This is a genomic window from Rathayibacter sp. SD072, from assembly GCF_017355185.1.
Taxonomy (GTDB): Bacteria; Actinomycetota; Actinomycetes; order Actinomycetales; family Microbacteriaceae; genus Rathayibacter.
Genome location: NZ_JADILJ010000002.1, coordinates 13,963 through 32,817 on the forward strand (window position 1 = coordinate 13,963; position 18,855 = coordinate 32,817).

An 18,855-nucleotide genomic window follows, 5' to 3' on the forward strand; every position below is an offset into this window, starting at 1 on the left:
GCTGACCCGCTCCCGCGAGCGGATCAGCCGAGCCTGACTCCCAGGAGGGCGTCGACCGCGTCGCGCAGCAGCGCCGGGTCGTCCACCCCGGTCGCCGCCACGGCGTCCAGGAGGGCGAGTGCCCCGGGGGTGTCCATGTCCTCCCGGAGGACGGCGCGCAGGCGCGCGAGGACCTCGACGGCCGACGCCGTCCCCGACTCGGCGAGCGACGCCTCCCACCGCTCCAGGCGCTCGATCGCGGCGGGCAGGTCCTCGGGCAGCCACTCCCAGTCGGAGCGGTAGTGGTGCGCGAGGAGCGCGAGACGGACGGCGCGCGGATCCGTGCCCTCTGCGCGCAGCCGCGAGACCAGCACCAGGTTGCCCAGCGACTTGCTCATCTTCTCGCCCTCGTAGGCGACCATGCCCGCGTGCGCGTACGCGCGGGCGAGCGGGCGGCCCGAGAGCGACGCGGCGTGCCCGGCACTGAACTCGTGGTGGGGGAAGACGAGGTCGCTGCCCCCGCCCTGCAGCGTGAAGTCGGGACCGAGGCGGTCGAGGGCGATCACCGAGCACTCGATGTGCCAGCCGGGCCGTCCGCGCCCGACGGCGGAATCCCACGCCGGCTCCCCCGGTCGCTCCGCCCGCCACAGCAGCGGATCGAGCGGGTGCCGCTTGCCGGAACGATCGGGATCGCCGCCGCGGGCCGCGAAGAGCTCGGCCATCGTCACCGGATCGAGCCCGCTCTCGCTGCCCAGGTGCCACACCTCGCCCTCGGCCGCCGAGATGTCGTAGTAGAGGTCGTCGGCGCCGTCGGCCGCGCCCTCGGGGGCCGGCACGCGGTACGCGACGCCGTCGCGCTCGAGACGGGCGACGGCCTCGGCGATCGGCTCGATCGTCTCGGTCACGCCGACGTAGTGGGCGGGCGGCAGGATGCGCAGCGCCGCCATGTCGCCGCGGAACAGCTCCACCTGCTCCTCGGCGAGCTCGCGCCAGTCGACGCCGGTCGCCGTGGCGCGCTCGAGCAGCGGGTCGTCGACATCGGTGATGTTCTGCGCGTACTCCACGGTGATACCCGCATCGAGCCACAGCCGCTGGACGATGTCGAAGGCGAGGTACGTGGAGGCGTGGCCGAGGTGGGTGGCGTCGTAGGGCGTGATGCCGCAGACGTAGAGGCGGGCCGTGCCCTCCTCGGCCGCGAGTTCGACGAGACCGCCGGTGGCGGTGTCGCGGACGCGGGGCACGGGTCCGGTGCCGGGGAGAGCGGGGACGGACGGGGAGTTCCAGGCGCGCATCTAGGCCGCGATGAGTCCGGTGCTGAGCGCGACCATGAGGACGCCGCCGAGCAGGATCCGGTAGATCACGAACGGGAGGAAGCTGCGGCGGGAGATGTAGCCCATGAAGAACGCGATCACGACGAAGCCGACCACGAAGGCGACGATGGTCGCGACCAGCGTCTCCATGCCGCCCACCTGGATCTGGTTGGGCAGCACCTCGGGATCGCTGATGCTCTTGTAGAGCTGGTAGAGACCGCTGCCGAAGACGGCCGGGATCGCCAGGAGGAACGAGTACCGCGCCGCGGCCTTGCGCTCGTAGCCCATGAAGAGGCCGGCCGTGATGGTGCCGCCCGAGCGGGAGACGCCGGGGATGAGCGCGAGCGCCTGGGCGCCTCCGTAGATGAGGCCGTCGCGGCCGTTGAGATCGCGCAGACGGCGCTTCTTCGCTCCGACGTGGTCCGCGATGCCGAGCAGGATGCCGAAGAGGATCAGCGTCGTCGCGACCACCCAGAGCGAGCGGAGCGTCGTCTCGATCGCGTCCTGGAAGATCAGGCCGAGCACGATGATCGGGAGGCTGCCGATGATGATCAGCCAGCCCATCCGGGCGTTCGGGTCGGAGCGGGGCACCCGGCCGACGAGCGACCGGCACCAGTTGCCGACGATCTTCACGATGTCGCGCCAGAAGTAGATGATGACCGCGGTCTCGGTGCCCAGCTGGGTGATGGCGGTGAACGCCGCTCCGGTGTCCCGGCCGTCGAGCCCCGGCAGCAGTTCGCTGACGATGCGCAGGTGGGCGCTGGAGGAGATGGGGAGGAATTCGGTCAGACCCTGGACGAGTCCCAGGATCAGCGCTTCGAGCAGGCCCATGCGTCACTTTCGAGGAGGGCTGGGGCGTCGTCGGCCAGCAGGCGGTCGGTGGCGGTCGGGAGGCTGACCTCAGGATCGCAGGAGCAGATCGGTCAGGACCTTCCTCCCGAAGACTAGTGCGTCGAGCGGAACCCGCTCATCGACCCCGTGGAACAGCGCCGGGAAGTCGAGCGACCCGGGCAGCTGCAGCGGAGCGAAGCCGTAGCCGGTGATGCCGAGCGTCGAGAGGGCCTTGTTGTCGGTCCCTCCGGAGAGCAGGTAGGGCAGCACCTCCGCGTCGGGGTCGAAGCGCCGGAGGGACGCGGCCATGCTCTCGACGAGAGGGCCGGCGAAGGGGACCTCGAGTCCGATGTCGCGGTGCTGCACCTCGATCTCGATGTGCTCGCCCGCGAGCTCGCGGATCCGCTCGAGCACCGCGTCCTCCTCGCCCGGCAGCACGCGGACGTCGACGACCGCCTCCGCGAACTCGGGGATCACGTTCGCCTTGTAGCCGGCGCTCAGCATCGAGGGGTTCGCGGTGGTGCGCAGCGTCGCCGCGATGAAGCGCGAGGCGGTTCCGGTGGCGATCGCGAGCTCCTCCGGAGTGCTGCGCTGGGGGTCGCGGCCGAGGATGCGGGCGACCTCGCCGAGGAGCTCCCGCGTGGTGTCGGTGAGGCGGGTCGGCCACTCCTCGCTGCCGATGCGCGCGATCGCCTCGGCGAGGCGGGTCACCGCGTTCTCGCGGTTGATCTGCGAGCCGTGCCCGGCGGTGCCGCGCGCCCGGAGCTTCAGCCACAGGAGCGCCTTCTCGCCGGTCTGCACGAGGTAGGCGCGCGTCCCGTCGAGGTCGATGGAGTAGCCGCCGACCTCGCTGATCGCCTCGGTGGCGCCGGCGAACAGGTCGGGGCGCGTCTTCACGAGGTGACCGGATCCGCGGACACCGCCCGCCTCCTCGTCGGCGAAGAACGCGATGACGAGGTCCCGCGACGGGCGCCGACCGGAGCGCAGCACGTCGCCGAGGGAGGCGAGGATCATCGCGTCCATGTTCTTCATGTCGACGGCGCCTCGACCCCAGAGCATGCCGTCCTTGATCACTCCGCCGAACGGATCGACGCTCCAGTCCTCGGCGATCGCCGGGACGACGTCGAGGTGGCCGTGGACGACGAGCGCGCCGCGGTCGCGGTCCTCCCCCGCGACCCGGGCGACCACGCTGGTGCGGCCGGGGTCGGAGTCCAGGAGCACCGGCTCGAGGCCGAGATCGCGCAGGTGCGAGGCGACGTACTCGGCGGCCTCCCGCTCGGGCTCCGCTCGGCCCTCGCCGTAGTTGCTCGTGTCGAAGCGGATGAGGTCGCGCGCGATCAGCGCGGTCTCGTCGAGATCCTGCTCGGGGACGGAGGAGGCGGAGGCGCTGGTCATGTCCCCACGCTACCGGCGGGGGCCTCCCTGCGCGGTGTCATCCACCCCTCTGAAACCGTGCTAATGTCTTCTTCGGCCGCGGAAACGCAGGTCGGAAAGCAACACTCGTCCGGGTGGCGGAAATGGCAGACGCGCTAGCTTGAGGTGCTAGTGCCCGTATAGGGCGTGGGGGTTCAAGTCCCCCCTCGGACACAGAAGGAAATCCCCGTCTCTCCTCGGAGAGGCGGGGATTTCGTCGTTCCCGGGTGCGGTTCGTCGGCCGGATGAGGCGGTCCGTGCGGCGGCGAGGCGGTTCCTGCGGCGGCGAGGCGGTTCGTCCGGCGGCGGCATCACTCCGTCGGGATCGTGCGCACCGCCCACTCGCTCACGGCGCGGTCGAACCTCTCGGGATCCAGGTTGTACTCGCCGCCGTGTGCGGCATCAGGGAAGGCGACCACCTCGACGACGCCGGGGTTCGCCGCGGCGAACCGCTCGGTGAGGGCGAACGGCACCTCCGGATCCCCGACCGAGTGCAGGACGAGAGTCGGCACCTCGACCCGCAGCCCCGAGACCCAGTCCAGAGCGTCGAGATCGATCGGCTCCGCGAGTCCGACGAGACGATGCAGGATCGGATCGCCGAGCGCCCACTCCGCAAGACGAGCCGCGACGACCGGCAGACCCGCGCGTCGGGCGCCGTGGCGGATCGCTCCGCGCCAGTCGGTCGCCGGGGAGACGAGCACGAGACCCGCGATGCGCCCCCGGTGCGGGGAGCGCTCGGCGAGCAGCAGCGCGATCTGAGCTCCCAGAGACCAGCCGACGAGGACGAGCGACCGTGCGCCGTGCGCGACGGCGTACTGCAGCGCTGCATCGACGTCCCTCCACTCGGTCTGCCCGAGGGTGGAGGCGCCCCGGGGAACATCCGGACCGTCGCCGTCCCCCCGGAACGAGGGGACGATCGACGTGGCGCCGAGGTGCTGGGCGACCGGCACCGATCGCAGGGCGGTGACCCTGCTCGTCCGGATGCCGTGCACGTGCACGAACCAGACGTCGGAACCGGAGAGCAGCCAGGCCGGAGCAGCCCCTCCTGGCACGGCGAGCTCGACGGTGAGGACCCCCGGGTCGACCTCCGAGGGGCCGGCGAAGACGTGGCCCGTCCAGCGCACCGGACCGGCTCGGAGCGGTAGACCCGTGGAGGTGAGGACCTCCCGCTCCACCCGGTTCCGCGTCTCATCGCGGCGGAGGACCGCTCCCACGCGCAGGTGTCCGTCGCGCTCGGGGGACCAGAGTCCGAAGGTCCCCGGGCGCACGGTCGAGGAGTCGGCGTCGAGCACCACCGTGGTCGCGGTCGCCGAGTGGAGGCGCACGAACCGCGGCCGGCCGGGGAGCACCACCCGGCGGGCGAGCAGGACGCCGAGCGCGGCCGCCCCTGCCGCCGTCGCCGCGACCGCTGCCGCCGTATCCGCGAGTCTCATCGCCTCCTCCGTCCCCGCGTCAGGACGCGGTGACCACCCGAGCGGATGTCCAGCCCAGCGCCGGGGCGACGGACTCCGCGATCGTCTGCAGGAGCCGGGCGTTGTACTCGACGCCGAGCTGATTGGGGACCGTCAGGAGGAGCGTGTCCGCCTCCTGCACCGCGACGTCGGCGGCCAGCTCCGCGGCGATCAGATCGGGCTCGCCCGTGTAGCTGCGGCCGAAGCGGGCCGCGACCCCCTCGAGCGACGCGACCTGGTCCTCTCCCCCGCGGCCGCCGAAGTAGAGGCGGTCGAGCTCGCTGGTGATCGGCAGGACGCTGCGCGAGACGGAGACGCGCGGCTCGCGCTGCCAGCCGGCGTCGGCCCAGGCGGAGCGGTACTCGCGGATCTGCCGGGCCTGCAGCTCGTCGAAGGGGATCCCCTCCTCTTCGAGGAGGAGCGTCGAGGACTGCAGGTTCATCCCCTGCTCTGCCGCCCAGCGCGCGGTGGCGAAGCTGCCCGCTCCCCACCAGATGCGGTCCTCGAGCCCCGGCGAGCGCGGCTCGATCGACAGCGGGATCGACTGACGCGTCATCGCCGGATCGGACTGGGCGACGGGCGCGCCGGCGAGCGCCTCGCGGAAGAGCTGGACCTTGTGCCGGGCCAGATCGGCGTCGGTCATGCCCTCGGGCGGCACGAACCCGAAGGCCTCCGAGCCGCGCAGAGCGGTCTCGGGCGATCCCCGGCTCACGCCGAGCTCGAGCCTGCCGCCCGAGATGAGGTCGGTCGCCGCCGCCTCCTCCGCCATGTAGAGCGGGTTCTCGTAGCGCATGTCGATGACGCCGGTGCCGATCTCGATCCGGCGGGTCCGCGCGGCGATGGCCGCCAGGAGCGGGAAGGGCGAGGCGAGCTGCGGCGCGAAGTGGTGCACCCGGACATAGGCACCGTCCAGCCCGATCTCCTCGGCCGCCTCGGCGAGCTCGATGGTCTGCAGCAGGACGTCGCGCGCGGTGTGCGTCATCGACCCCGGAACCGACTGGTAGTGACCGAAGGAGAGGAAGCCGATGCGCGAGACCATGCGTGCTTCAGCGTCGGAGAGGGCCGGGGTATTCCTCAGACCTCCGCCGACCGGTCACTACCGCCCTCACACCCGCGGCCATCCCCGGATTCTCCACAGTTCCACTCCCGCGCTTCCCGACCGCTCGCGAGGCTTCCTACAGTCGCTGGCACGAGCCGCTCGGACGACCACCATCCCGGTATGGTCTCCTTTGATGTGAGCCATGCTCATCACTCGTCGCATCGACCGACAGGAACACAGGTTGACCTCCCTTCTCCTCGCCCTCACCTCCGCCGTGGCCTACCGCGTCAGCGACTTCCTCGGCGGGTTCGCCTCTCGCGGCGTCGCCGCTCTGCGCGTCATCCTGGTGTCGTATCCGGTCTCGGCCGTCGTCATCGCGGTGATCGCTCCCCTTGCAGGAGGGTCGCCCAGCGGCTCCTCGCTCCTGTGGGGAGCCGCCTCCGGAGCCGTCATGGCGGTCGCGATGTGGTGGTTCTACCTCGCCCTCGCAGAGGGACCCATGAGCATCGTCTCCCCGCTGACCGCGGTCCTGGTGGCCGGCGTGCCTGTCGCTGTCGGACTCGCTCTCGGCGAACGGCCGTCGATGGTCTCGGGCGTCGGCGTTCTGCTGGCGATCGTCGCGATCGTCCTCGTGAGTCGCGAGTCCGCTCCGGCGCGGGACGGCCGCCGATTCACTCGGCGCGTCGCCCTCCTGACTCTCGGCGCCGGCACGTGCTTCGCCCTCAGCTTCGTTTTCACGGACCGCATCGACAGCGCTTCTGGTCTGTGGCCCCTCGTCGCCGCGCGGGTGACCGCATCCGCCCTCGTCCTGGCCGGCGCAGTGCTCGTCCGGCCGACCGGCGTCCTGCGCGGCCGGATGCTGCTCCTCGTCGTCGGCATCGGCCTCCTCGACGTCGTCGCGAACGTGACGATGCTCTCGGCCTTCCGAGGAGGGATGCTGTCGATCGTGAGCGTGCTGATCGCGCTCTATCCCGCCGTCACCGTCGCACTCGCCGTCGTGGTGATCCGAGAGCGGATCGGCATCGGGCAGGCTGCGGGCTTCGTTCTGGCAGCAGGCGCTGTGACCCTGATCGCGGTCGCGTCATGAGCGGCGCGCGGATCGGCGCAGATCTGGAATCGGTGGTCGTCGAGCACCGCCCTCTCACCAGGTCGGAAGCTCATCTCGTCGTCGAGGAGATCCGGTCGTCGACCACGATCACCGGCTACAGCCTGGAGGAGTGGTGCGGCCGTCGCGAGACTTTCGTCGCGCTCGATCGCCGATCAGGCGACGTGGTCGGTGCGGCGCTCGTGCACGCCTTCCTCGGAGGCTGGAGCGAAGTGGCGGTCCTCTTCGTGCGTGAGACCCACCGCGGTCGCGGGATCGGCCCTCGGCTCCTCTCGGAGATCATCGAGCAGCTTCACGGGCGACGCCTTCTCCTCTTCTTCTGCGAGGACACGATGCGTCGCATGGTCCTCCGCCACGGATTCACCGTGCACCGAACGCCTCACGATCTTCCAGGACGTCCACTCCTGCGTCGACTGTTCCTCTCCGTTCTCTACCCCCTCCAGTGGAAAGCGGATTCTTACCGGCGCCGCGAGATACGGCGCAAGCGGGCGCGGTACGGCTGCTCATTCGACTTCACCCTCTCCAGCCTGACCTCCTCCGACCAACGACCACGGAAGGACTTCTCATGACAGCATCCACGACGAACGACACTTCTGATCCGCTGCGCGCGCATCGATTCACCGGCGCCGTCCACCCTCTCCTCCTCGAGATCAACGCCTCGATCGATGTGGATGAGCGGCTCGCCCTGATCGATCTCGAGGGCTCGATCGCGCACGCTCGCATGCTCGGCGACAGGGGCATCGTCACTGCTCAGGAGTCCGAGATCCTCCGGCGCGGTCTTCGGACCATCGAAGCCGAGGTCGCCTCCGGCATCTTCCGACCGGACCGTGCACTCGAGGACATCCACATGAACATCGAAGCTCGACTGCACCGGCTCGTCGGACCGGTGGCGGGAAAGCTCCACACCGCTCGCTCGAGGAACGATCAGGTGGCGCTCGACTCGCGCCTCTGAGTGCGCCAGGCCACTCGCACGATGGACGACCTCCTGAAAGGACTCCTTCACGCGCTCCTCGACCGAGCTGAGAAGGAAGCGGCTTCACCGATGCCAGGATTCACTCACCTGCAGAGCGCCCAACCCGTGACGATCGGACACCATCTGCTCGCGTACGCGGAGATGCTGCACCGCGACAGGAAGCGCTTCGCCGCCGCCGAGGAGCGGGCGGACGAATCACCGCTGGGAGCTGCAGCGCTCGCGGGCTCCGGCTACTCGATCGATCCGGCAGCGACAGCCTCTGCGCTCGGATTCGCCGGCCCGATGCGGAATTCGATCGACGCGGTCTCGGATCGGGACTTCATGCTCGACTTCCTCCAGGCGGCTGCGACGCTCGGAATGCATCTGTCCCGTCTGAGCGAGGAGCTCGTGATCTGGAGTTCCACGCAGTTCGCGTACGTGCGACTTCCCGAGGGGCTCTCGGCGGGTTCGTCGATCATGCCGCAGAAGCGGAATCCGGACGCCGCCGAGTTGATCCGAGCGAAATCCGGACGATTGGTCGGCGACCTCGTGACGCTTCTCGTGGTGATGAAGGGCCTGCCGCTCGCCTACAGCCGAGACATGCAGGAGGACAAGGAGCCGGTCTTCGACGCCGCCGACACGATCGATCTCTGCGTGCGGACGATGACGGCACTCGTGGAGGGGCTCGAGTTCGATCGAGAGCGGATGAGACGGGATGCCGCACGCGGTGGAGCACTTGCGACCGAGATCGCCGATTGGCTCGTGGAGCAACGGCGCCTCTCCTTCCGGGAAGCGCACGGAGTCGTCGCTTCCCTCGTGTCGGCACTCGAGCAGGAGGGGCTCGAACTGCATGAGATCGACGCGGGATCGATCGTCGCGTACTCACCCGCGCTCGAAGGGATCCCGACCAGCGTCCTCGACCTCCAGCACGCTCTCTCGCGGCGCACCTCGACAGGGGGAACCGCTCCCGCCCTCGTTGCTCGAGCCGTGCAGGATCTGCGACGACGGACCGACGCACTCCGGCCCGATCGCAGCACCCTGAGCGAGAGGAGCGGATCGTGACGGCCGGACGGCGGGTCGTGCTCGCATACTCGGGCGGAGTCGACACCACTGCGTGCATCCCCTACCTCCGACACGCGATGGGGTGCGACTACATCGTGGCCATGGCCGCGGATCTGGGTCAGGGGGACGAACTCGAGCCGATCCGACGCAAGGCCCTTCTCGCCGGTGCTGACGATTCGATCATCATCGACGTCAAGGAGAGGTTCGTCGAGGAGTACGGCTTCCGCGCGCTTGCGGCCAACGCGGTGCACGAGCTGCACTACCCTCTCGCCTCGGCTCTGGGCAGACCTCTCATTGCGGAGCTGCTCGTCGACACCGCGGCGAGGACCGGCTGCGATGCCGTCGCGCACGGCGCGACCGGCAAAGGCAACGATCAGGTCCGGATGGACCTGGGGATCGCACTGAAGAACCCCGACCTCGTCATCCTGGCGCCTGCACGAGTGTGGCCCTTCACGCGAGCGGAAACGATCGCCTACTCGGAGACGTACGGCATACCTCCCCACGTCTCTCAGGAGCGCCCGTGGGCCATCGATCTCAACGTGCTCGGTCGCAATGTCGAGGCAGGTCCTCTCGAAGACCTCGACTGGGAGCCGACCGAGGATGTCCGGGCCCTGACGACAGCGGTGGAGAACGCACCCCACATCGCCGAATACGTCGACATCCGGTTCGAACGAGGTCGGCCCACGGCGCTCGACGGCCGGGAGATGTCCCCGTTCGACCTCGTGCAGCGGTTGAACGAGCGTGCTGGAGCACACGGGATCGGCCGCATCGACATGCTCGAGAACAGGGTCGTCGGCGTCCTCTCGCGGGAACTGTACGAGGCGCCGGCGATGACGGTGCTGCTCGCGGCTCACGCCGAGCTGGAGACGCTCGTGCTGCCTCCCGAGGTCCTGACCGAGAAGCGGAAGCTGGATACGGTGTACGGCCGGCTGGTGTACGACGGCTTCTGGCACGGGCCGCTCCGTGCGGCGCTCGACGCCTTCGTGGAGCACACCCAGCAGGCGGTCACCGGGACGATCCGGATGAAGCTGCTCGCAGGGAAGGCCGTGACCGTCGGACGCAGCGCACCGCGGCCCCTGTATCAGAAGGCGCTCGTCACCTACGGTTCCGGATCGCGCTTCGATCAGACCAGCGCCACCGGCTTCATCGACCTCTTCGGCCTGTCCGCCCGTACGTGGGCGGAACTCCAGCAGTCGGCGCCTGGGGAATGACCCGGTCCTCCCGACGAGCCGCTGCACATCTCGCAGAGGCGCCGTCGTCACTCCCTGCGGCCGCCGGGAGCTCCCGTCAGAGCGCCTCGAAATCCGCGGAGATCGAGGCGGAGACCTCGATGTCCTCGGGCTTGAGGGCGAGCGGCTCCTCCTGGGAGCTGAAGGCGGCCATCCGGCTCATCGCACCGTGGCCCCCTCCTGAGTTCGCGGTGTTCGGACGGAGGCCCGGCTCGAACAGCGTGAGCACGCGCACCTCACTGAGACCGAGGGCCGACGCATAGGCCGACGCGCGCTCCTGCGCATCCTTCACGGCCGCCACGCGGACCTCGCGCTCGAGGGCTGCACGGTGGTCGGCGGTCAGCGCCCACTCCACGCCCGAGATCACCACGCCGGGCAGCTCGGACACGGACGAGACCCAGCGGCCGAGGGCGTCGAAGTCGCGGTACTTCACCCTCGCGCTCGCGGCCGCGACGTGGAAGACCTCGGCGACGTCGGAGTCCTTGAGGAACCGGCGGACGGTCGAGACCGAGACCTGGTCGGCCGACCACCACGTCGCCGCTCCGGACTGCTGCTCCGATCGGGCCTGATCGCGCACGGTCGCGTGCAGCGAGACGACCTCGGCGAGCACGGCCGAGCGCGAACGCGACTCCCGGCGGATCTCGAGGCGGACGGTGCCCCGCTCTGCGGGATGGAAGTGCTGCGCGGTGCCGGCGACGGTGAGGGTGACCATGGGGCCATGGTGCCCCATCCGCCTCCCCACCGCCTCGATCCGCCGGGCGAGCGACGCCTCAGCGGCGCGACGCGAGCGCACTCCGGATCGTCTCGGCGAGGGCCCGCTCGACCGCCAGGTTGCTCAGGATCTGCTCGCGGTGCCCGCCCCGGGCTGCCGGGCGGCACTCGCCGGAGGCGGGGTCGATCGATCCGCGCAGAGCCCGCTCGCTCGCGGCGATCGACTCCTCGAGCAGGTCGAGACGCCGCAGCAGGCGCCCGGTCTCGAAGCCCTCGACGGTGATCCGCTCGTCGGAGGGGTAGGGGAAGGGCGAGGAGGTGGGGCTCATGGTGGTCCGATCGATCGGGGCACCCGGATTCGGCGCCGTCACCAGAGAGACACGCGAGAGCCGCGATCATGACGCCGTGGCGTGGAATGACCTGCGGCCCTGGCGTGAAGCGTCGCCTCGAGGCTCAGTCCTTGAACACCGACAAGTGCTGGTTCTCGACGATGGCGAGGGTGCGCACGAGGCGCGTGTAGCGCTCGACCAGCTCGCCCTCCTCCGCTCCGAGCCCCAGGAGCGCCGAGATACTCTCTGCCGGGAACAGTCCGACGATCTCCATCGCGACGGCGCGAGCGTGCTCGGAGGAGAGCCCGCGGGTGTACTCCAGAGCCCGGGCGAGCTGGGGGCGCTCGCCGTCGACGGCGGCCGCCTGCGCGCCTCCCGCTGCGGCGTGGGCGAGGACCGCGACGAAGACGCGGGCGATCTCGTCGACGCGCAGGGCCCGCACCAGCGTGAGCAGGCGGGAGGAGACCCTGGTCACTCCGCGGGCGAGGAGCTCGCCGCTCAGGGCCCGCACCTCGATGACGTCTCCCCCGCTGAAATCGCCCGACACCCGCTTGATGCCCGAGGCGAAGAGGCTGGAGCCCGAGTCGATGCTCCGCTCGGCCTCGAGGTTGATCTCGACGCGCCCCCGCGCCGTGGCCACACCCGAGATCCAGCGCTGCTCCACACCGGGGTGCCCGTGCACCGCGCGGACGAGGGTGCCGGGGCCCGGCCCGTCGATCGCGCCCAGGATCACGTCGGGGGTCCGAGCGCCGGCGATGCGCGTCGAGACGCCGTTGTGGGCGGCGAGCTCGGCGGCCTTGAGCTTGGAGCGGATGCCGCCCCGGCCGGTGCCGCCCTTCTGCACGCCGATTCCGCGCAGCTCCGCGATGCCCAGCTCGTCGAGGTGGACGCCCTCCGCGATGCTGCCGGCGAAGACGCCGGGCACGTCGGTGAGCAGGAGCAGGAGATCGGCTCCGAGGAGCATCGCCAGGCCGCCGGCCACCCCGTCGTTGTCGGACCCCGCGGAGTCGATGGTGTCGTTGCCGTTCACGATGGGGACGACGCCGGCGTCGAGGGCGTGGCGGATCGCTTCCGCGACGTGGGACATCTGGCGGGGCGACGCGAGGTCGGACTCGCCGATCAGGATCTGGGCGACGAGAGCGCCGGAGAGCTCGGCGACCGAGCGGTAGAAGCCCATGAGCACGGTCTGGCCGACGGCGGCGGCCAGCCGGGAGCTGATCGGCTCGTCCTGGGAGCGGGCGAAGAGGGCGCGGCCCGAGGACACGGCGCCGGAGGAGACGAGCACGACGTCCCAGCCGAGACCGCGCGCGGTGAAGGCGCTCTCGAGCGCGTTCGCGAGCAGGACGGGATCGGGTCCGGACTGCTTGGTCACCGAGCTGGAGCCCATCTTGACCACCAGGGTGCGCCTGCGCGGCGGGGCGGCCTGCTCGGTAGCGGAGGCGGCGGCGGTGTCGGGATCGGGCAGTGCGTCGGGCATGGCCCCCATGGTAGAGCGGGTGGTCTTCCCGCCGGTCCCCGAGGCCTCCGCCGGTCCTCCACAGGTGCCGATGACGGTGCTCGGACGTAGTCTTCGAGGACCCCGCCGCGGATGTCGGTGGCGATTGACATACTCGAACACATGTTCGAACATGGGCAGATGACAGCCTCCTCCTCCACCCTCTCCGAGGGGACGGCCGAGGCTGCGGAGCCGCTGCTGCGACAGCTCGCCTCGGTGAAGGAGCTGCAGTCGCGCATCCGCGACATGCAGGCGACGACGCTCGAGACGAAGAGCCTGGCCACCCTGCCCGCCTTCGCCGCGGCGCTGCCCGGCGGAACCCTGAAGCAGGGAGCCGCGTACTCCGTCGACGGGTCGCTGAGCCTGGCGATGGGGCTGCTCGCCGGCCCCTCGGCGGAGGGCGCCTGGTGCGGGGTCGTCGGCGTGCCCGAGTTCGGAGCCGAGGCCGCGGCGGGCATCGGCATCGATCTCGAGCGGCTGGTGCTCGTGCCGTCGCCGGCCGAGCACTGGCTCACCGTCACGGCGGCTCTCGTCGACGTCCTCACGGTCGTCCTGACCCGCCCGCCCGCCTCGGTCTCCTCGGCCGACGTCTCCCGACTCGGCGCCCGGCTGCGCCAGCGGGGTGCCGCTCTCGTCGTCCTCGGCGAATGGCCCCAGGCCGAGGCCCGGCTCAGCATCCGCAGCAACCGGTGGGAGGGGCTCGGGGCCGGCCACGGCTATTTGCGCTCCCGGGAGGCCCTGGTCGATGTGGTCGGTCGAGCCGGCACCCGGGTCCGCACGGTCCGGATGAGCATGCCGGGAGCGGATCCGGCCTTCGGAGTGCTCGACGAGCGCTCGCGCCTGCGAGAGCAGGCGGTCTAGATGGCGACCGCACCCGAGCTGCGCCGCACGATCCTCGTGTGGTGCCCGGACTGGCCGCTGCTCGCCGCAGCGGGAGACGCAGGCCTGCCGCCCGAGGCGCCGCTGGCGCTCACCGAGAAGAGCCGCGTCTTCGCCTGCTCCCCGGCGGCACGCTCCGAGGGCGTGCGACGGGGCATGCGGATCCGCGAGGCGCAGTCGCGCTGCACGGGCCTGACCGTCCTGCCCTACGACCCGGTCCTCGATCACCGCGCCTTCGAACCGCTCGTGCAGGCTCTGGAGGAGATCACGCCCGGTGTCCAGCTGATCCGCCCCGGGCTGTGCGCGATCCGCGCTCGAGGCCCCCGCCGCTACTACGGGAGCGAGCAGTCCGCCGCCGAGGCGATCCTCCGCCGCCTGGCCGGGCTCGGGGTCGAGCGCGCCCGCATCGGCATCGCCGACGGGCTCTTCGCCTCGGAGCTCGCCGCCAAGCACTCGGGTGAGCCGGTCGCGATCGTGGCGGCCGGAGCCACCGCGGAGTTCCTCGCACCGCTGCCCCTGGAGGCGCTCGGCACGGAGGCCGTCGGAGCAGCCGTCGTCCGTGCGAAGCCGGTGCGGGGCGAGGATCTGGTGACGCTCCTGCGCCGGCTCGGGGTGCGCACCCTCGGAGCCTTCGCCGCGCTGCCGGCCGAGGACGTCGCGGCCAGGTTCGGTCCCGAGGGCGCGCGCTCCCACCTCCTCGCCCGAGGAGCCGAGACGGAGGCCGTCGTCCCGCGGCTGCCCCCCGAGAGGCTCGACAGGTTCCTCGAGTTCGAGCCCCCGCTCGACCGCATCGACCAGGCCGCCTTCGCCTTCCGCATCGCGGCGGAGGAGTTCGTCGCGGGCCTCACCCGATCGCAGCTGGTGGCCACGGCGATCCGCATCGACGTCACCAGTGATCGCGGCGAGCTCTCGTCCCGCACCTGGCTGCACCCGCGCTGGTTCACCCCGGGAGACGTCCTCGACCGGGTGCGCTGGCAGCTGCAGGGCAGCGGAGCGATCGACACCGGCCTGCGCTCCCCGATCGCCCGCATCGGAGTCGAGCCCGAGGCCGTCGATGCGATCGGCAACCACGAGCAGGGACTCTGGGGCACCGCACCCGAGGAGCGGGTCCACCACGGCCTGAGTCGGGTGCAGAGCATGCTCGGGCACGAGGCGGTCGTGACCGCGTCGATCGGGGGCGGCCGGGCGCTCCGCGACCGGCAGCACCTCGTGCCCTGGGGCGATCGGGAGCCCGGGGACGCCCGGCCCAAGGAGCTGCCCTGGCCGGGCTCGCTCCCGCCGCCCCTGCCTCCCACGGTGTTCACCGAGCCCTCCGCGGCCCTGGTGCGCGGCCCGCGGGGCGAGCCCGTGTCGGTGGACGATCGCGGCGCGCTCGTCTCCGTCCCCGTCTACTTCGCGCTCGGGACCTCGCAGGCACGGCTCGAACCCATCAGCGGCTGGGCCGGCCCCTGGCCCGTGGACGAGCGGTGGTGGGACGCGAGGACGGCCACGCGCTACGACCGGTTCCAGGTCGTCGACGCGGCCGGCACCGCCTGGCTCCTGCTCTGCCGCGACGGGGAGTGGGCCGCGGAGGCCCGGTACGACTGACCCCTCCTCTCCTCGATCCGCGCTCGACCCCACCTCTCAGAAGGAGCCCCATGGGCTGGAACAACCCGCCGATCCCCTGGTCGGAGTTCGAACGACGCCTCTCCTCGGGGCGCAGGGCCGATGGCAGCCCCGTCCAGGGGGACGGCGGGGACAGCCCCGCGTGGTCGCACAAGCGGCCGGCCTACACGGCGGGCGACGACGTCCGCTCCCCCGATCGGAAGGTGCCCTACGCCGAGCTGCACGCCCACTCCAACTTCAGCTTCCTCGACGGAGCGAACCGACCCGAGCAGCTGGTGGAGGAGGCGGTCCGTCTCGGCATCGACACCCTCGCCCTGACCGATCACGACGGCCTGTACGGGATCGTCCGGATGGCCGAGGCGGCGCAGGGCCACCCCGTCCGGACCGCCTTCGGCGCCGAGCTCTCGCTCGGACTGCGCGCTCCCCAGAACGGCGTCGCGGATCCCGAGGGCTCCCACCTGCTGGTGCTCGCGCGCCGCGAGGAGGGCTACCACCGGCTCGCCCGCGCCCTGACGACCGCCCAGCTCGCCGGCGCCGAGAAGGGCAAGCCCAGCTACGACCTCGAGGAGCTCGCACAGGCGGCAGGGGGCCACTGGATCGTCCTCACGGGATGCCGGAAGGGCGCTGTGCGCCAGGCGCTGGTCGCGAGCGGGGAATCGGCGGCCGAGGAGGAGGTGCGCGAGCTCGTGCGCCTCTTCGGAGCCGCCAACGTGATCGTCGAGCTGTACGACCACGGCGATCCGCTCGCCTCGCTGCACAACGACCAGCTCGCCGGCATCGCGGAGCGTCTCGGAGTGCGGCGGGTGGCGACCGGGAACGTCCACTACGCCCGCCCCGAGGACCGTCCGCTGCAGACAGCGCTGGCGGCAGTCCGAGCACGGCGCAGCCTCGACGAGATGGACGGCTGGCTGCCCGCCGCCGCAGGAGCGCACCTGCGCTCCGGAGCCGAGATGGCCGAGCGGTTCGCGCGCTACCCGGGCTCCGTCGAGACCACGGTCCTCGTGGCCGACGAGATCGCCTTCGAGCTGGGCCGGGTCAGACCCCGGCTCCCCCGCCAGGAGGTCGGGGACGGGCACACGCCGATGAGCTGGCTGCGCGAGCTCGTGCGCCGGGCCGTGCCCGACAAGTACCCGCAGGCCGACTCCGACGTGCTCGACCGGCTCGAGAAGGAGCTGGCGGTCATCGAGGCCAAGGACTTCCCCGGCTACTTCCTGATCGTCCACGACATCGTGCACTTCGCCAAGGGGAAGGGGATCCTCTGCCAGGGCCGCGGTTCGGCCGCGAACTCCGCGGTCTGCTACGTCCTGGGCATCACGGCGGTGGACTCGATCTTCTACGACCTCCCGTTCGAGCGCTTCCTCTCGAGCATCCGCGACGAGGAGCCCGACATCGACGTCGACTTCGACTCGGAACGGCGCGAGGAGGTCATCCAGCACGTCTACGAGAAGTACGGCCGGCTGAACGCCGCACAGGTGGCCAACGTCATCACCTACCGGCCCAAGTTCGCCGTCCGCGACATGGCGAAGGCCCTGGGCTACAGCCCGGGCCAGCAGGACGGCTGGTCGAAGCAGGTCGAGTCCTGGGGCGCGATCGTCGAGAGCACCGACCACGACATCCCCGACGACGTCGTCGCCCTCGCCACCCGCGTCCTCGGCGCGCCGCGGCACCTCGGGATCCACTCAGGAGGCATGGTCCTCACCGACCGCCCGGTGGGCGAGGTGTGCCCGATCGAGCCTGCGCGGATGGAGAAGCGGACCGTGCTGCAGTGGGACAAGGACGACTGCGCCTGGATGGGCCTCGTCAAGTTCGACCTGCTCGGTCTCGGGATGCTCGCCGCCCTGCAGTACACCTTCGACCTCGTCGCCGAGCACGTCGGCGAGAAGTGGGACCTCTCCACCATCCCTCGGGAGGAGAAGGGCGTCTACGACCAGCTCTGCCGCGCCGACTCGATCGGGGTGTTCCAGGTCGAGAGCCGCGCCCAGATGGGCACCCTGCCCCGGCTGCAGCCGCGCCGCTTCTACGATCTGGTGATCGAGGTCGCCCTGATCCGTCCCGGACCCATCCAGGGCGGAGCGGTGCACCCCTACATCCGGCGCAAACTCGGCGAGGAGCCGGTGACGTACCAGCACCCCCTTCTCGTCACCCCTCTCAAGCGCACCCTGGGCGTCCCGCTCTTCCAGGAGCAGCTCATGCAGGTGGCCGTCGCGGTGGGCGACTGCAACGCCGAGGACGCCGACCTCCTGAGGCGGGCCATGGGGTCCAAGAGGGGCACGGAGAAGATCGAGACCCTGCGCGAGCGGCTCTACCAGGGCATGGAGCGCAACGGCATCACCGGCGAGGTGGCCGACGACATCTACACCCGGATCCAGGCGTTCGCGAACTTCGGCTTCGCCGAGAGCCACGCGATCAGCTTCGCCCTGCTCGTCTACGCGAGCGCATGGCTGCGGCTCCACTACCCGGCGGCGTTCACGGCGGCTCTGCTCCGCGCGCAGCCGATGGGGTTCTACGCTCCGCACACCCTCGTCGCCGACGCCCGGCGGCACGGGGTGCGCGTCGAGTCCCCCGACGTGAACCGGTCGCTCCCGCACCCCGGGCTCGAGGCGGCGGAGGAGGCACCGCGCCCCCGACGTCGCGGGGCGGCGTACGGCCGTGAGGAGTGCCTCTCGCCCCACCAGCCGCCGACCGGCCTCTTCGACGGGTCGGAGCACTTCGACACCGACGACCACCGCCGCGACGCGCACTTCGTCATCCGCCTCGGGCTGGCCGGTGTGAAGGGCATCGGGGACGCCCTCGCCGAGCGCATCGTGGCCGAGCGCGAGCGGGGAGGCGCGTACGCGAGCATGTCCGACCTCTCGCGGAGGGTGGGGGCGAACGCGACCCAGCTCGAGGCGCTCGGCGCCGCGGGGGCGTTCGACTCCCTCGGGCTCGATCGTCGCCAGGCCCTCTGGGAGGCCGGGACGGCCGCCTCGGACCGCGAGGAGTTCCTCGCGGGATCGGTGGTCGCGGTCCAGCCGCCGCTGCTGCCGATGCTCTCGGCGCAGGAGCGTGTCGTCTTCGACTTCTGGGCCACCGGCGTCTCGCCCGACGACCATCCGCTCCGCCACCTCCGCACCGATCTGCAGGCTCGTGGAGCCCGCTCGACGGCCGACCTGCCCGGCACCTCCTCCGGGACGCGGATCGAGGTCGCCGGGGTGGTGATCCACCGCCAACGTCCCTCCACAGCCGGCGGAGTGACCTTCATGAACCTCGAGGACGAGCACGGGATCCTCAACGTGATCTGCTCCGTCGGAGTATGGAACCGCTACCGGCGCATCGCCCGGGAAGCGCCCGCCCTGCTCGTCCGCGGAATCCTCGAGCGCTCCCGGGAAGGCGTCACCAACCTGATCGCCGACCGCTTCGAACCCCTCTCGGTCGGCGCTCGAACGACCTCCCGCAACTTCCGATGACCACCGGCAACCGGCGACG

14 protein-coding genes, 1 tRNA gene and 1 pseudogene are annotated in these 18,855 nt (G+C 71.2%); 8 read left to right on the forward strand and 8 right to left on the reverse strand.

Annotation, left to right across the window (positions count from 1 at the left end):
* Positions 1-23: 23 nt before the first annotated feature.
* The 3 genes from mshC to IOC53_RS01180 form a co-directional block, all read right to left on the reverse strand.
* Positions 24-1,271 carry a cysteine--1-D-myo-inosityl 2-amino-2-deoxy-alpha-D-glucopyranoside ligase gene (mshC, locus tag IOC53_RS01170; RefSeq protein WP_207402566.1) on the reverse strand — a complete coding sequence of 416 codons (1,248 nt, stop codon included), beginning with the start codon at positions 1,269-1,271 and terminating at the stop codon, positions 24-26.
* The gene (locus tag IOC53_RS01175; RefSeq protein ID WP_207402567.1) at positions 1,272-2,120 is read right to left on the reverse strand and encodes an undecaprenyl-diphosphate phosphatase; all 849 of its coding nucleotides are present in this window, start codon (positions 2,118-2,120) and stop codon (positions 1,272-1,274) included. It abuts the gene before it with no gap.
* 69 nt (positions 2,121-2,189) lie between these two features.
* A complete protein-coding gene (locus IOC53_RS01180; RefSeq protein ID WP_207402568.1) occupies positions 2,190-3,515 on the reverse strand; it encodes a M20/M25/M40 family metallo-hydrolase in 1,326 nt (441 codons plus the stop codon).
* Positions 3,516-3,622: 107 nt separating this feature from the next.
* On the opposite strand from IOC53_RS01180, the gene IOC53_RS01185 reads away from it, so the two are divergent.
* Positions 3,623-3,707: transfer RNA gene (locus tag IOC53_RS01185), tRNA-Leu, on the forward strand.
* A gap of 137 nt (positions 3,708-3,844) precedes the next feature.
* Here the strand turns inward: IOC53_RS01185 and IOC53_RS01190 are convergent.
* On the reverse strand, positions 3,845-4,966 hold the full coding sequence (locus IOC53_RS01190; protein ID WP_207402569.1) for a S9 family peptidase: 1,122 nt from the start codon (positions 4,964-4,966) through the stop codon (positions 3,845-3,847).
* A 19-nt stretch (positions 4,967-4,985) separates the two neighbouring features.
* Complete coding sequence (locus IOC53_RS01195) at positions 4,986-6,023, reverse strand: LLM class flavin-dependent oxidoreductase (RefSeq protein ID WP_207402570.1); 1,038 nt, start codon at positions 6,021-6,023, stop codon at positions 4,986-4,988.
* A 241-nt stretch (positions 6,024-6,264) separates the two neighbouring features.
* Here IOC53_RS01195 and IOC53_RS01200 point away from each other — a divergent pair, with 241 nt between their 5' ends.
* The 4 genes and pseudogenes from IOC53_RS01200 (at position 6,265) to IOC53_RS01220 (ending at position 10,353) form a co-directional block, all read left to right on the forward strand.
* Positions 6,265-7,110, forward strand: a complete 846-nt coding sequence (locus IOC53_RS01200) for an EamA family transporter (RefSeq protein ID WP_207402571.1) — start codon at positions 6,265-6,267, stop codon at positions 7,108-7,110.
* Entirely contained in the window at positions 7,107-7,697 is a 591-nt protein-coding gene (locus tag IOC53_RS01205) for a GNAT family N-acetyltransferase (protein ID WP_207402572.1), read from the forward strand. The genes IOC53_RS01200 and IOC53_RS01205 overlap by 4 nt, the downstream gene beginning before the upstream one ends.
* A pseudogene (gene argH, locus IOC53_RS01215) lies at positions 7,694-9,142 on the forward strand (argininosuccinate lyase). The gene IOC53_RS01205 and the pseudogene argH overlap by 4 nt, the downstream one beginning before the upstream one ends.
* A 17-nt stretch (positions 9,143-9,159) precedes the next feature.
* Entirely contained in the window at positions 9,160-10,353 is a 1,194-nt protein-coding gene (locus IOC53_RS01220) for an argininosuccinate synthase (protein WP_307786026.1), read from the forward strand.
* Between the two features lie 76 nt (positions 10,354-10,429).
* Here the strand turns inward: IOC53_RS01220 and IOC53_RS01225 are convergent, their stop codons facing one another.
* The 3 genes from IOC53_RS01225 to proB form a co-directional block, all read right to left on the reverse strand.
* A complete protein-coding gene (locus IOC53_RS01225; RefSeq protein WP_207402576.1) occupies positions 10,430-11,083 on the reverse strand; it encodes an SIMPL domain-containing protein in 654 nt (217 codons plus the stop codon).
* A 58-nt stretch (positions 11,084-11,141) separates the two neighbouring features.
* Positions 11,142-11,411 carry a hypothetical protein gene (locus IOC53_RS01230; RefSeq protein ID WP_207402577.1) on the reverse strand — a complete coding sequence of 90 codons (270 nt, stop codon included), beginning with the start codon at positions 11,409-11,411 and terminating at the stop codon, positions 11,142-11,144.
* 124 nt (positions 11,412-11,535) lie between these two features.
* Complete coding sequence (gene proB / locus IOC53_RS01235) at positions 11,536-12,888, reverse strand: glutamate 5-kinase (protein ID WP_207402578.1); 1,353 nt, start codon at positions 12,886-12,888, stop codon at positions 11,536-11,538.
* 159 nt (positions 12,889-13,047) lie between these two features.
* On the opposite strand from proB, the gene IOC53_RS01240 reads away from it, so the two are divergent.
* From IOC53_RS01240 to IOC53_RS01250, 3 genes are read left to right on the forward strand one after another with little or no spacing between them, the layout of a single operon-like run.
* Positions 13,048-13,767: a hypothetical protein gene (locus IOC53_RS01240; protein ID WP_242682756.1), complete on the forward strand. Its 720-nt coding sequence runs from the start codon at positions 13,048-13,050 to the stop codon at positions 13,765-13,767.
* Entirely contained in the window at positions 13,768-15,372 is a 1,605-nt protein-coding gene (locus IOC53_RS01245; protein ID WP_207402579.1) for a DNA polymerase Y family protein, read from the forward strand.
* Between the two features lie 50 nt (positions 15,373-15,422).
* On the forward strand, positions 15,423-18,836 hold the full coding sequence (locus IOC53_RS01250; RefSeq protein WP_207402580.1) for an error-prone DNA polymerase: 3,414 nt from the start codon (positions 15,423-15,425) through the stop codon (positions 18,834-18,836).
* Positions 18,837-18,855 lie beyond the last annotated feature (19 nt).

Excerpts from the sequence above, each read along its gene's own strand:
- mshC (WP_207402566.1), bottom strand. The coding sequence starts at position 1,271 with ATGCGCGCCTGGAACTCCCCGTCCGTCCCCGCTCTCCCCGGCACCGGA.
- IOC53_RS01175 (WP_207402567.1), bottom strand. The coding sequence starts at position 2,120 with ATGGGCCTGCTCGAAGCGCTGATCCTGGGACTCGTCCAGGGTCTGACC.
- IOC53_RS01180 (WP_207402568.1), bottom strand. The coding sequence starts at position 3,515 with ATGACCAGCGCCTCCGCCTCCTCCGTCCCCGAGCAGGATCTCGACGAG.
- IOC53_RS01190 (WP_207402569.1), bottom strand. The coding sequence starts at position 4,966 with ATGAGACTCGCGGATACGGCGGCAGCGGTCGCGGCGACGGCGGCAGGG.
- IOC53_RS01195 (WP_207402570.1), bottom strand. The coding sequence starts at position 6,023 with ATGGTCTCGCGCATCGGCTTCCTCTCCTTCGGTCACTACCAGTCGGTT.
- IOC53_RS01205 (WP_207402572.1), top strand. The coding sequence starts at position 7,107 with ATGAGCGGCGCGCGGATCGGCGCAGATCTGGAATCGGTGGTCGTCGAG.
- IOC53_RS01225 (WP_207402576.1), bottom strand. The coding sequence starts at position 11,083 with ATGGTCACCCTCACCGTCGCCGGCACCGCGCAGCACTTCCATCCCGCA.
- IOC53_RS01230 (WP_207402577.1), bottom strand. The coding sequence starts at position 11,411 with ATGAGCCCCACCTCCTCGCCCTTCCCCTACCCCTCCGACGAGCGGATC.
- proB (WP_207402578.1), bottom strand. The coding sequence starts at position 12,888 with ATGCCCGACGCACTGCCCGATCCCGACACCGCCGCCGCCTCCGCTACC.
- IOC53_RS01240 (WP_242682756.1), top strand. The coding sequence starts at position 13,048 with ATGACAGCCTCCTCCTCCACCCTCTCCGAGGGGACGGCCGAGGCTGCG.
- IOC53_RS01245 (WP_207402579.1), top strand. The coding sequence starts at position 13,768 with ATGGCGACCGCACCCGAGCTGCGCCGCACGATCCTCGTGTGGTGCCCG.
- IOC53_RS01250 (WP_207402580.1), top strand. The coding sequence starts at position 15,423 with ATGGGCTGGAACAACCCGCCGATCCCCTGGTCGGAGTTCGAACGACGC.